Origin of the sequence: Muriicola sp. Z0-33 (assembly GCF_026126425.1) — a bacterium.
Taxonomy (GTDB): Bacteria; Bacteroidota; Bacteroidia; order Flavobacteriales; family Flavobacteriaceae; genus JAFMPW01.
Window position 1 is genome coordinate 213069 of the sequence record NZ_JAFMPW010000002.1, and the last position, 13397, is coordinate 226465.

Genomic DNA, 13397 nt, shown 5'->3' on the forward strand with positions numbered 1-13397 from the left:
TCATTCGTATAGTTTTGCCTCCATAATAAAATACGATTCAAATGAAATTGATCATTAAAAAAATAATCCATCCCATCCTACAGGAACATATACTCGCCGATGCCATTTTTGCCATTGTAAGATTTATATGCGGAATGCTCCTGGCTTTGAGTTTTGGGGCCGATAAATTTGGCATGCCCTGGACACCTCCGGGACAGAACTTACAATTCTTCGAAGTATCCGCCTGGTTCCCCGAAGATGTAGCCAGCTATGGAGGAATTTTTGCCCTTGCACCTGTATTCTTTGCCTGGATGGGCGCTTTCAGTGAAGCCGTCGGAGGATTGTTTCTGGCATTCGGACTTAAGACCAGGGTTGCCGCCTTCCTCATAGCTTGTACAATGCTCGTTGCCATATTTTGCCAAAAATGGGGACAGGGAGTCTGGGGCATACTACCCGCCATGAGCTTTCTATGGGTTGCACTTTACAACCTTTACCTGGGATCTGGAAGGTTTGGATTAGACTATCTGATCATCAAAAAATGCTACTAATATTAAACCATAAATTATGAGATACTTAATAATCGGGGCCTTATGCCTAATTACAACTTTTATGAATGCCCAGGCTCATTTAGAGCTTTCAGATTTCCATAAGCTCGATGATACCTCGTGGGTAGGAACACTAATGTACATTAACTACTCGGACGGAAAAGCGGTACAATTAAGAACCAGCATGGACGTACAGCTAAATAAGAACACATTACAAATGGATACCAAATATCTGGATGAACCTTCAGCAAATGGTTCGGGCACTATAAAAATTCGTAAGGATGGTCGTTATTTTGGCATAGAAAAGGTCATTGCTAAATCTAATGTAAACGACTCCTTAAAATTTACCACCCGCTATAAAGGAAGGGATAATAATAAACCCGCATTGATCTTTAAATATTATACAATAAGCAATACCAGCTTCGAGATTAGCAAAAAAGTGATTTATACCGATACCCGGGATTCCCTTATTCGAAACAAATACACCTATACCAAGCAAAAACCTTAAAACGATGACAGTTCTCAAAAAATTTCCCTGCCTGGGCCTTATCTTGCTAATACTAATTACCTCTGGGTGTGTTCAGACAACCCATCAGAAATCTATCACCTTTAAAGTAGATATGAATGCCGTCGATAAATATGAAAATGTAGGTCTGAGAGGATCATTTACATCACCCCCTTGGGAAGTTAGCTTGCCAATGAAAGATGATGATAAAGATGGGATATATGAATTCTTCCTTAAGAAGAAAACTGCGCAAAACAGCATCGAATTTAAATACATCATTGTTGAAGAACAGTTTGAATTGGAAGGCAGGAATAACAGGGTTATCAATTTCGAATACCGTCCTCAGCAAATAACATATACTTCAATATTTGATGATGAAAATGGAAACCAGAATACAATAGATAGATAAGGTCAACACCATCCCCATCAGATCGCTTACAGGCTTAGCACCGGCCTTTTTTATTCAATTAATTCGTTTTAAACAAAGGATTTGTAGTAAGTTTAGCTTCTAAACAAGCGCTGTGATAATAGCTGATTTACTTCAAAAGCAGTTCGCCATAACCGGAGCAGAAATTAGCTCTCTGGAAGGGTATGACAGTGTCAATTTTAAAATTAAAACTGCCAAAGGATCTTTTGTACTTAAACAATACGTTAATGATCAGGCGAATAAAGAGCTGCTTCAGGCAGAAAATGAAACTTTAAATGCGCTCGCTCTTATAAAGGGGTACGATTTTCCTGAAGCATTTGCCAACAAAGACGGTAGGAAATTGGTTGAACAAGATGATGCCTTGTTTCGCCTTCTGAGTTTTGTAGAGGGAGAGTTTTTAGCTGATGTTGCCCACACCCCTGCCCTATTGAATTCATTTGGAAGATTTTTGGCCGAGATGGATAGCGTCCTGATGAAGTTCCACAATAGTGCCATTAGTGCCAAAAAAATTCCCTGGGATCTCAATCACTTCAATCAAAGTTATAAGTACCTGGAATATATTGGCGATCCGCGGGACAGGAGCCTCGTAGACTATTTCTTTTTACAATATGAAGAGCAGATACGCCCCATACAACATAAGCTTCGAACCAGTATAATTCACAATGATGCTAATGATTGGAACGTTCTGACCAAAAGTGGTAAGGTTTCCGGAATTATTGATTTAGGAGATATGGCCGATACCTGGCTTATTAATGAATTGGCTGTGGCACTCACCTATGTAATGATGAACAAAGAGGACCCCATTCAGGTAGGTAAAGAAGTGGTGGCAGCATATCATGAAATTCTCCCGCTAAAAAATCAGGAATTAGATATTTTGTATTATCTCATCGCGGCAAGACTATGTACCAGTGTGTGTAATTCTGCCTATACTAAAACCCTGAAACCAGATTCTGAATATATCACTATTAGTGAACAACCAGCATGGAAATTACTGCGTCAACTATTGGCAATAAATCCGTTATCGGCAAGCGCCCAATTCAAAAGTGCAGCCAAACTAAAGTCCGCAAAAAGATCGCAACCGGAAGTTCAATTGAAAAGGAGAGATACCTTCCTTAGCAAAGCACTATCACTAAGCTATGAGCGGCCTATTGAAATGCATCGATCGGCGTTTCAGTACATGTACGACACAGAGCATAATGCCATTCTTGACGCCTATAACAATATTATGATCACAGGGCACTGCCATCCTACTGTTGTTAGGGCCGGCCAGCGGGCCATGGCAAAATTAAACACCAATACCCGGTATATCTATGAGGAAATACTTTCCTATAGTGAAAAACTCCTGGGTAAATTCCCATCAAAGCTTAACAAGGTGTTTTTTGTCAATTCCGGAAGTGCTGCCAGTGATCTGGCCTTAAGACTTGCTCAGGCATATACCGGTAAAACAAAAATCATGTCCCTGGAACACGGTTATCATGGAAATACCAGGATGGGAATTGGTGTTAGTCATTATAAATACAGTCATAAAAAAGGTGTAGGGCAACCATCGGGTACTATCGCAACTCCTTTGCCCAAAGTATTTGGTTCCGGTTATGAGAACGATGGAAGCGCAGGGGAGCATTTTGCAGCCGCCGCTTTAAGTACTATTGAGGCTAATAAAAATGAAATTGCTGCTTTTATAGCAGAGCCTATTGTGGGGTGCGGCGGACAGGTACCCCTGGCCAAGGGATATTTAAATAGCGTTTACCCTGCCATCAGATCTCAAGGTGGAGTTTGCATCAGTGATGAGGTACAGGTGGGCTTTGGGAGATTGGGAGATTATTTCTGGGGTTTTGAAATGTACCATGTGGTCCCCGATATTGTAGTTCTGGGTAAGCCTATGGGTAATGGGCATCCTATAGGTGCCGTGGTGACCACCTCAGACATTGCCGCTGCATTTGAAAGCGGACCAGAGTTCTTTAGTTCATTTGGTGGCAATCCCGTTTCCTGTGCAATTGGAGAGGCAGTACTAAAGGTTATAGAAGACGAACATTTGCAAGAACATGCCCTGCTTGTTGGTAATTATCTAAAAAAATTACTGGAAAATCTCCAGGCAGAATATCCCCAGCTAGCCGATATCAGAGGATCTGGCCTATTTCTGGGAGTTGAGTTGTTGGATAATTCCGGGAGTCCCAATACTGCACTGGCAGCACATATAAAAAATAGTCTTCGGGAACAAAATATTTTGGTAAGTACAGATGGCCCTTTTGATAGCGTCATAAAAATAAAGCCCCCCCTGGCCTTTAGGATGGATGATGCAGCTACTTTGGTGAATGCTATAGCTAAAATCTTAAAAGGTGTAGGGAAATAAACAGCCCTACATAATCTTCACTAATAATTCTTTTAATAATTCGGATTGCGCCATGTTCTGGGCCCCTACTCCCTTCCCTTTTAGATCTAATTCTCTTAGATGCGAAATAATCCGACTGGCTTTTTTCATTGGGTAATTCCGGGCAGCTACCTGAAATTCTGATACAAAATATGGATTAATTCGAAGCACGCCAGCCACATTTTTTGGGGAGTGATCCGATAAACCGTGATACTTCAATAACTGCGTAAAAAAGGTGTGCAAGAGCGAGATGGTTACTACAAAAGGATTGTCCTTTGGATTCTGAGCGAAATACGTAATTATCCTTGTGGCTTTCGCGGCATCTTTTTCTCCAATGGCTTTTTTAAGTTCAAAATTGTTGTAATCCTTGCTAATTCCAATATGTGCCTCAATGGCTTCAGGATTAATCTCGGTTTCCTTGGGTAAAACCAATTGCAACTTTTCCAATTCATTATTAATTCTATTCAAATCAGTACCTAAATACTCCACCAGCATAATTGTAGCCTTGTGTGAAATTCGGTATCCCTTTCCCAACAGTACTTTGCGTATCCATTCAGAAACCTGATTTTCATACATTTTCTTGCTTTCAAAGATCAATCCGCCAGACGCCTGAATGGCCTTGTAAAGCTTTTTACGCTTATCCAATTTCTTGTATTTATAGCACAAAATAAGTACAGTACTCGGCTGAGGTTGTTCTGCGTATGGGAGTAATTGTTCAATTGTTCTGGAAAGTTCTTGTGCTTCTTTAATTATAACTACCTGCTTATCTGCCATCATGGGATATCGCTTGGCATTTGCAACAATGTCCTGGATATTGGCCTCTTTTCCGTAAAGCACCATTTGATTAAAACCTTGCTCCTCTTCTGTAAGGATTGTATTTTGTAAAAATCCTGCAATCCTGTCAATATAATAGGGCTCATCTCCCATCAGGAAATAAATGGGCCTTACTTTACCAGCCTTTACTTCATCAACAATCCTTTTTACTTCTTCCATTCAAAAAAATTCATCAAATTTGCGCATGCAAACCCTTAATTTTCCTTCGTATAACTTTCGTTTCAAAAATAGCGAAAATAAGGTCCGCATATTTGATATCATCCGCAAAAAATTTGTTGTATTGCAGCCAGAAGAATGGGTGAGACAGCACACTATCCATATGCTAATTCAGGATAAGCATTACCCTGCCAGTCTTATTAATGTGGAAAAATTACTGGAAATCAACGGTATGAAGAAAAGGTATGATATAGTGGTTTATAATCCTGATGGTGGCATCCGGATTTTGGTGGAATGCAAGGCCCCTGCCATTGCTATTACCCAGGAGGTATTTGATCAGATTGCCCGGTATAATATGACCCTTAATGCATCCTACCTGATGGTTACCAATGGGCATAACCATATCTACTGCCAAATGGATTACGAGAAAGAAAAATATTCATTTTTACAAGGTATTCCTGATTTTAGCCGTTAATTTGCAAGCGTTTTGAAATTATCAATTGTCATACTCAACTGGAATGGGCATGCCCTTTTAGAACAATACCTGCCTTCGGTAATTAATTACTCCCCTGGTGCGGAAGTGGTAGTTGCGGACAATGCATCCACTGATGGTTCGGTGGCCTTCGTACAAGAAAACTACCCGAATGTAAAAATTGTGCAGAATGTGGTCAATGGAGGATTTGCCAAAGGTTATAATGATGCTCTAAAGCATCTTGAGGCCGATATATTCTGCCTGTTAAATTCGGATGTAGAGGTTACCGAAAACTGGTTAGCACCCATTATAAAGGCATTTGAAGAAATCCCTGATGCCGCTATTATTCAACCCAAAATACTGGATCTCCTAAAGCCAGACCATTTTGAATATGCCGGTGCTGCCGGAGGTTTTCTGGATAAGTACGGCTATCCATTCTGCAGAGGAAGAATTTTTCAGGCGTTGGAAAAAGATGAGGGTCAGTATAACGACATTACAGAAATCTTTTGGGCCACTGGTGCCTGTATGTTTATCAAGAGAGATGTTTTTACTTCCCTTGGCGGCTTTGATGAGGACTATTTTGCACATCAGGAAGAAGTAGATTTATGTTGGCGAGCAAAAATTGCTGGTCATAAAGTCTACTACGTTGGAGGCTCAGAAGTTTATCATTTGGGGGGTTCTACACTGAGTAATATGAATCCTAAAAAGACATTTTTAAATTTCAGGAATTCGCTCTATTCTATTACCAAAAATCTTCCAAGGCGGAAAGCACTGCCAATTATTCTGGCCAGATTGGTCCTGGATGGAGTTGCAGCGCTTAGATTTGTATTTCAATTAAAGATAAGTCACTGCTTTGCTATTCTAAAGGCACACCTTAGCTATTATAGGAATTTCAGAAAGATGTATCGCAAACGAGAAAAAGCTAATTTTATACTAAAGTACTACGCGACAAAGTCCATAGTTTGGTCTCATTTCGTAGATCAGGTAAGGAAATTTAACATTTTAGTAAAAGATTAACTAATTTTAGAAAATCAAAGGATGGCAATTTCTATAATTTTGCTGGCTTGAGGTCCCTACAAAAAAACTAATATCAATTAATTTAATACAAGAAACTTCATTATGAAAAAAATCATCTTAGGCTGTTTAGGTGTAGCACTGATGCTATCATCATGTGTGTCACAAAAGAAGTTTGCCGATTTAGAGGCAAAGCAAAAGGAAACACAGGATTTATTAAATTCTGCAACGGTTAAGTTAAACTCTTGCTTGGAAGAAAAGGCGACGGCAACTTCCAGGTTGCAGACTTTGGAAGATCAAAATGCCTTTCTAAAAGCCAACAATCAGGAACTGATCAACAATATGGGTAATTTAACTACCCTGACTACCAAGGGAGCTGAAAACCTGGAGAAGTCGCTCGAAAGTCTTCAGGAAAAAGACCTTACCATTCGAAAATTACAGGATGCTATCACAAGAAGAGATTCTGTAAACCTTGCATTAGTACAGAGTCTTAAAGGGGTTCTTGGCAATCTTGATGACGAAGATATTGAAATTAGTGTTGAAAAAGGAGTGGTTTTCGTTTCTATCTCTGACAAACTTTTATTCAGTAGCGGAAGTTATAATGTAACTAATGCGGCTAAAGATGTTTTGGCCAAAGTTGCCCAGGTAGTTAATAACAAACCTGATTTCGAATTTATGGTAGAAGGACATACTGATGATGTCCCTTATAGAAAAGGAGTCTTATTAGACAACTGGGATTTAAGTGCTAAGAGAGCAACTTCTATTGTTAGAATCTTGCAAAACGATTATAATGTGGATCCCAAGCGTATGACTGCAGCCGGTAGAGCTGAATATATCCCGGTATCTGCTTCGGATAAATCTAAAAACAGAAGAACACGCATTGTAGTATTACCTAAAATTGATCAATTCTATAGTATGATCGAAGAAGGGATGAAAGATCCTGCAATAAACAACTAGATCTTTTTAGACTAGTATTCTATATAAAAAAACCACGACCTGCTTTTTAATAAGTTCAGGTCGTGGTTTTTATTTTTAGTTGTCGCGCAACCTATCTGATACAAAAATGGGTCAGCAAAATTGCAATAATTAGAATATATCCAAACTACCCTTACCTTCTCTAATCACTAAGGGTTCAGAAGTTGAAAGGTCTATAACCGTAGATGCTGTATTACCTCCATAGCCGCCATCAATTACAACGTCTACCAGGTGGTCCCATTTCTCGTAAATTAGTTCCGGATCAGTAGTATACTCCAGGACATCATCTTCATCCCTTATAGAAGTAGATACAATTGGGTTTCCTAATCCATGTACCAGCGCCTTTGCAATTGCATTATCCGGAACCCTGATCCCAACCGTTTTTTTCTTCTTAAAATCTTTAGGCAGGTTATTATTCCCGGGCAGAATAAAGGTATAGGGCCCTGGTAGAGCTCGTTTTAATATTTTGAATGTTGACGTATCTATTTGGCGGACATAGTCCGAAAGGTTACTCAGGTCTTCACAAATAAAAGACCAGTTGGCCTTCTGCAGTTTAACCCCTTTTATACGGGCTATTTTTTCTAATGCCCGGGATTTGGTGATATCACAACCCAGTCCGTAAACAGTATCTGTGGGGTAGATGACCAGGCCACCTTTTCGCAATACCTCCACCACCCTACTTATTTTCAGTGGATCTGGATTCTCCTCATATATTCTTATAAATTCTGCCACAAACTATACATCAAAATGCTAAGTTACACTTTATGAAGTTTTAAACGGCAATAAAAAAAGAGGTGACAATTTTGAGTCGGATACCCTAATTTACCTGATATACCCTAAGGTAATCTATTTCCATGGTAGCCGGAAAAGCCGCTTCATCAATTCCCTCAAGACCACCCCATGTTCCACCAACAGCAATGTTGATCAGGAAATAAAATGGCTGTGAGAAAGGCCAGCCTTCAAAACCAGCGCTGGTAGGTCTTTCAAAATTCAATTGTACATTGTTGATATCATCAATATAAAACTTGATGTAACTATCTGTCCAAAGTATTCCGTAATTGTGGAATTCTTCTTCGATAGTTTCCAATGGTACGGCCCCGGATGTTATCTGTGTGCCGTTAGTATGGTTGTTTGCCAGACTGTGAATTGAAAAGTGAACCTGATCCGGCTCAAAACTTACATACTCCATGATATCTATTTCACCACATCCTGGCCAGCCAACAGAGCCAATATTATTTCCCAACATCCAAAGTGCAGGCCATAGGCCATTTCCTCTATTCTCAGGAATTTTGGCACGGAATTCCATTCTTCCAAATCTAAATGATTCTCTACTATTTAAACGAGCAGAAGTATATGTAACGGTCCCCAGACCATCATCGTTTCTTATAGCATGTACTTTTAACGTGCCATTGCTCACTTCAACATTGTCATCCGCTACGTAATTTTGTCGTTCATTGTTGCCCCAACCGCCATCTCCGGTCTCAAATAACCAATTATCAGCTGAAAGCTCATCCCCGTCAAACTCATCACTCCATACCAATTCTGCATTGGTCCAGTAGTCCGGAGAATTTACATCGGGGGTATCATCTACTTCTTCCTGAGGGGGTTGTTGCTGCTGTTCCTCAACCGCAGGCGTATCTTCAGATCCTCCACTACTACAGGAAACAACAAAGAAGACCATAAGGTGAAGTAATATCATTTTAGCATAATTTTTTTCAGACATCTTGCAAAATTTTTGCGGTAATATAAAATAAAATAAAATCGACTCCAATTTTTGTTTAATCCTCAGACCAGGGTATCAGGAGAGGATTTCGAGCTTTGCAAACCTCAAAAGCAGTTTTTTTACATCGCCTTTTTCAAACAAAATCTCTGCTTTTTTATCATTCCCCACCCCTTCAATTTTAAGTACTTTCCCCTTGCCAAATCGGGTGTGGTTTACAAGTGTTCCTTCTGCCAGGTTAGGGTCAACACTACTGGTATTGCCAATTGGTGTAGCTAATTGGGGTTTTAACTTCCTTAATTTCCGGAGTTGGTTCTCATTGGGTTTGTGTGCGGCTGGTGGGGTGCCATTTTTTGGCCTTTGTTGCCTCAGAGTACTTTTATCTACTTCCCCAAATATATCTGTATTGATTAATGGTTTAAACCTGTAGTTGTCAACAGGGGTAAGGTTTTCAATGAATTTTTCGTCTATCTCCTCAATGAAACGACTGGGTTCTGCATCTATCAATTTTCCCCATCGGTAGCGGTTTTGCGTATAGGTTAGATAAGCCTGCTGTTCTGCTCTGGTAAGGGCAACATAGAATAATCTACGCTCCTCTTCGAGCTCACTTCTGGTGCTCATACTCATGGCCGAAGGAAAGAGATCTTCTTCCATTCCCACAATATAAACATAAGGGAACTCCAGTCCTTTGGCCAGGTGAATTGTCATCAGTGCCACCCTGTCATCATCTCCGGTATCTTTATCCAAATCTGTAGCAAGGGCCACATCCTCCAGAAATTCCGTAAGGTCTCCTTTGGCGTCTGCTAATTCTTTCTGGCCTTCAACAAAATCCTGAATTCCATTGAGTAATTCCTCAATGTTCTCCATACGGCCTATACCTTCGGGAGTACCATCTTTCTTAAATTCTAACAAGATGCCCGTTTTCTTAGCAACGTGTTCTGCCAAGGTAAATGCATCGGCGCTCTCATTCATTATCTGGAAACTCTTGATCATGCTTACAAAATCTTCTAGTTTCCGTTTGGTTCCCGAGTTGATCTTTAAGTCTATCTTATCCAGGTTTTCCATTACTTCAAATATGGATCGCCCATAATGATTGGCTGCGACTGTAAGTTTGTCTACCGTCGTTTGCCCAATTCCTCTGGTAGGGAAATTTATGATCCGTTTTAAAGCTTCCTCATCTTTTGTGTTGATCACCAGCCTCAGGTAACACAAAACATCTTTTATTTCTTTCCGTTGATAGAATGAAAGTCCCCCGTAGATCCGATAAGGAATGTCCTTTTTTCTCAAAGCATCTTCAATAGCCCTTGATTGTGAATTGGTTCTATATAACACTGCAAAATGGCCATTGGGTAATTGATGCTGCATTCTATTTTCGAAGATAGAACTGGCCACAAATCTACCCTCTTCGGCATCGGTTACACTCCTGTGTAATTTTATCAGATTGCCCTCGTCATTTGCCGTCCAGACCACCTTCTCTAACTGATTTTTATTGTTGGCTATTATGGCATTGGCCGCATTCACAATATTCTTTGTAGATCTATAGTTCTGTTCCAATCGGTATACCGCCACATCGTCATAATCTCTCTGAAAGTTCAGGATATTACTAATGTTAGCACCACGAAAAGAATAGATGCTCTGGGCATCATCTCCCACAACACAGATATTCTGGTACCGGTCTGCAAGTGCTTTAACAATGAGGTATTGGGAATGATTAGTATCCTGATACTCATCTACAAGGATGTACCGAAATCTGTTCTGGTATTTCATTAAAACTTCCGGAAAACGCGTTAAGAGTTCATTGGTACGTAGAAGCAAGTCATCAAAATCCATGGCACCTGCCTTAAAGCAACGGTCTACATAATTGGTATATATATCTCCCATTCTTGGCCTTTTGGCCATAGCATCGGCCTCTATGAGCTCAGGGTTTTGAAAATAAGCCTTGACGGTAATGAGACTGTTTTTATAAGAAGATATGCGATTTTGTATTTGCTTGTATTTATAAATGTCCTTATCTAATCCCATTTCCCTGATGATAGAAGAAATAAGACGTTGAGAATCCTGAGTGTCATAAATGGTGAAATTGCTGGGATAGCCCAATTTGTCACCGTCATACCGTAACAATTTTGCAAATACAGAATGAAAAGTACCCATCCATAAATTCTTGGCCTCAGAACCACCAACTATTTCTGCTATTCGCTTTTTCATTTCCCTTGCCGCCTTGTTGGTAAACGTAAGTGCAAGGATGTTAAAGGCATCTACGCCCTGCCCCATCAGATGGGCTATGCGATAAGTGAGTACTCTTGTTTTTCCTGAACCCGCGCCGGCAATAACCATCAAAGGCCCTTCTTTGTGTAAAACAGGGGCTTTTTGAGCATCATTTAACTGATTCAGAAACTTTTCCAAGTAGAATTATTTTAGACCGTGAATTTAGCCATAATTAAGTGGTTCATAAAGGCATCGTTTTAATAATTATAAACAATGCCCCGGCTATTTTATCTAATTTGAATATATTTAGAAAATCTATGATGTCTATGCGAAGAGGGATATTATTTTTAGGATTAGCACTATTGTTTTTTAGTCCTGTTAGTTTATTCTCACAATCAAAACAATCCGGGCCAATAATAAAAAGTTACGGGAAAGTATGGGAAATTGAAGATCCTACGTATATCACCAATGTTTCCAAAGAATTCAGGGTGGTCTTTGATATAATGAACAGTCCTGAGAGTCATTCCGAAATTAACAAAAGTATTGAAACTGCGGCACGGTTTCTTAATATGCACGCGCAGAGCGGTGTTCCAAAAGAAAACCTTAAAGTAGTACTTGTTGTGCATAACCAAGCATCGAAGGATATCATAAACAATCAGGCCTATCAAAAGCGTTTTGCAGTTAATAACCCTAATGAGAAACTGGTTCGGGAACTTATAGCATCAGGTGCAAAATTTGTTTTTTGCGGACAATCTTCATTATCCAGAAATTACCCGGTAGAAGAAACCATAGAAGGAGTAGAATTGGCTCTTTCAGCCATGACCGCATTAATTCAGCTGCAGGACGATGGATATCAATTAATTAAATTTTAAAAAAGAGACGGATGAATAAATTAGTATTTACAGTAATGCTGCTTCTTGGGAGTTTTGCCATGAGCCAGGATCACAATTTGGAAAAAGACTACAACGCAATTGAAAGCAAGGTGATAGAATGGCGCAGAGATATTCATCAAAACCCGGAATTGTCTAACCGGGAGTTTAAAACGGCCGAAAAGATTGCAGCACATCTTAAATCCCTGGGAATGGAGGTACAAACCGGGGTTGCCCATACTGGGGTGGTTGGTATTTTAAAAGGGAACCGAGCAGGTAAAACGGTCGCTTTAAGAGCCGATATAGATGCCTTGCCAGTAATGGAGCGCAATGACCTTCCATTTAAATCGACGGTAACTTCCGAATTTAGGGGAATAAAGGTTGGGGTCATGCACGCCTGTGGTCATGATACCCATACTGCTATTTTGATGGGTGTAGCCGAGGTACTCTCCAAAAACAAGAACAAAATTAACGGGACAATAAAGTTCATTTTTCAACCTGCCGAAGAAGGGGCGCCGGAAGGAGAAGAAGGAGGAGCGCTAATGATGGTAAAAGAAGGGGTGTTAAAAAACCCGGATGTGGATGCCATCTTTGGCCTGCATATCAACTCACAAACTCCGGCCGGTGTAATTCGGTATACTTCCGGGGGTGCCATGGCTGCGGCTCAAACTTTTACTATTAATGTAAAAGGAAAGCAAAGTCACGGATCGCAGCCCTGGTCTGGTATTGATCCAATACTTATCAGTGCAAAGATCATAGATGGCCTTCAGACAATAATTAGTAGGGAGGCTAATTTAACCAATGAGGCTGCGGTTATTACCGTAGGAAAAATTACAAGTGGGGTTAGATTTAATATTATCCCTGAAAGTGCCGAAATGATCGGGACTATAAGAACGCTAGACTATGGCATGAAAGACCATATAAACAGAAGAATGGAAGAGATGGTGCCAGCCATTGCAAAAACTTATGGAGGAGACGCTACAATAGTTATACAGGATATGACAGACATTACCTATAACGAACCCAAGCTTGTAGAACAAATGCTGCCCACTATAAAGCGTGTAGCCGGGGAGCCAAACGTACAGACACAAAAGGCGAAAACCGGAGCTGAGGATTTCTCCTATTTTCAAAGAGAGGTTCCAGGTTTTTTTATCTTTTTGGGCGGCATGACCCCAGGAAACCAGGCGGCATTTCCACACCATACGCCCGATTTTAAGATTGATGAAAGTGGTCTGTTACTGGGTGTTAAAGCACTTACAGAGATGAGTCTGGATTATTTAAATATGTAGATTACCTACGATACGCCCTATTGTTTCCGGTGCCATAAC

At 40.2% G+C, this 13397-nt stretch carries 13 protein-coding genes; 9 read left to right on the forward strand and 4 right to left on the reverse strand.

Annotated elements, in window-relative coordinates:
- Nucleotides 1-41: 41 nt before the first annotated feature.
- The 4 genes from J1G40_RS03850 to J1G40_RS03865 all read left to right on the forward strand — a co-directional run bounded on the left by J1G40_RS03850 (nucleotide 42) and on the right by J1G40_RS03865 (nucleotide 3806).
- Nucleotides 42-527 carry a DoxX family protein gene (locus J1G40_RS03850; RefSeq protein ID WP_265241139.1) on the forward strand — a complete coding sequence of 162 codons (486 nt, stop codon included), beginning with the start codon at nucleotides 42-44 and terminating at the stop codon, nucleotides 525-527.
- A 16-nt stretch (nucleotides 528-543) separates the two neighbouring features.
- A complete protein-coding gene (locus J1G40_RS03855) occupies nucleotides 544-1032 on the forward strand; it encodes a hypothetical protein (protein WP_265241140.1) in 489 nt (162 codons plus the stop codon).
- Between the two features lie 4 nt (nucleotides 1033-1036).
- A complete protein-coding gene (locus tag J1G40_RS03860; RefSeq protein WP_265241142.1) occupies nucleotides 1037-1438 on the forward strand; it encodes a hypothetical protein in 402 nt (133 codons plus the stop codon).
- Between the two features lie 112 nt (nucleotides 1439-1550).
- Nucleotides 1551-3806: an aminotransferase class III-fold pyridoxal phosphate-dependent enzyme gene (locus J1G40_RS03865; protein WP_265241144.1), complete on the forward strand. Its 2256-nt coding sequence runs from the start codon at nucleotides 1551-1553 to the stop codon at nucleotides 3804-3806.
- Between the two features lie 6 nt (nucleotides 3807-3812).
- Here J1G40_RS03865 and holA read toward each other — a convergent pair whose 3' ends face one another.
- On the reverse strand, nucleotides 3813-4817 hold the full coding sequence (gene holA, locus J1G40_RS03870) for a DNA polymerase III subunit delta (protein ID WP_265241146.1): 1005 nt from the start codon (nucleotides 4815-4817) through the stop codon (nucleotides 3813-3815).
- Nucleotides 4818-4842: 25 nt separating this feature from the next.
- Between holA and J1G40_RS03875 the strand changes: the two genes are divergently transcribed.
- From J1G40_RS03875 to J1G40_RS03885, 3 genes are all read left to right on the forward strand, one after another.
- Entirely contained in the window at nucleotides 4843-5289 is a 447-nt protein-coding gene (locus tag J1G40_RS03875) for a type I restriction enzyme HsdR N-terminal domain-containing protein (protein ID WP_265241148.1), read from the forward strand.
- A gap of 12 nt (nucleotides 5290-5301) precedes the next feature.
- Nucleotides 5302-6303, forward strand: a complete 1002-nt coding sequence (locus J1G40_RS03880; protein ID WP_265241150.1) for a glycosyltransferase family 2 protein — start codon at nucleotides 5302-5304, stop codon at nucleotides 6301-6303.
- 102 nt (nucleotides 6304-6405) lie between these two features.
- On the forward strand, nucleotides 6406-7257 hold the full coding sequence (locus J1G40_RS03885; RefSeq protein WP_265241152.1) for a flagellar motor protein MotB: 852 nt from the start codon (nucleotides 6406-6408) through the stop codon (nucleotides 7255-7257).
- 129 nt (nucleotides 7258-7386) lie between these two features.
- Here the strand turns inward: J1G40_RS03885 and J1G40_RS03890 are convergent, their stop codons facing one another.
- The 3 genes from J1G40_RS03890 to J1G40_RS03900 form a co-directional block, all read right to left on the reverse strand.
- Nucleotides 7387-8007 carry an L-threonylcarbamoyladenylate synthase gene (locus J1G40_RS03890; RefSeq protein ID WP_265241154.1) on the reverse strand — a complete coding sequence of 207 codons (621 nt, stop codon included), beginning with the start codon at nucleotides 8005-8007 and terminating at the stop codon, nucleotides 7387-7389.
- An 85-nt stretch (nucleotides 8008-8092) separates the two neighbouring features.
- Entirely contained in the window at nucleotides 8093-8998 is a 906-nt protein-coding gene (locus J1G40_RS03895) for a glycoside hydrolase family 16 protein (RefSeq protein ID WP_265241156.1), read from the reverse strand.
- A gap of 75 nt (nucleotides 8999-9073) precedes the next feature.
- A complete protein-coding gene (locus tag J1G40_RS03900) occupies nucleotides 9074-11398 on the reverse strand; it encodes an ATP-dependent helicase (RefSeq protein ID WP_265241158.1) in 2325 nt (774 codons plus the stop codon).
- A gap of 128 nt (nucleotides 11399-11526) precedes the next feature.
- On the opposite strand from J1G40_RS03900, the gene J1G40_RS03905 reads away from it, so the two are divergent.
- Together J1G40_RS03905 and J1G40_RS03910 are read left to right on the forward strand one after the other, a co-directional pair.
- On the forward strand, nucleotides 11527-12072 hold the full coding sequence (locus J1G40_RS03905) for a DsrE family protein (protein ID WP_265241160.1): 546 nt from the start codon (nucleotides 11527-11529) through the stop codon (nucleotides 12070-12072).
- A gap of 11 nt (nucleotides 12073-12083) precedes the next feature.
- Nucleotides 12084-13358: an amidohydrolase gene (locus J1G40_RS03910; protein ID WP_265241162.1), complete on the forward strand. Its 1275-nt coding sequence runs from the start codon at nucleotides 12084-12086 to the stop codon at nucleotides 13356-13358.
- The last annotated feature ends 39 nt before the right edge of the window (nucleotides 13359-13397 follow it).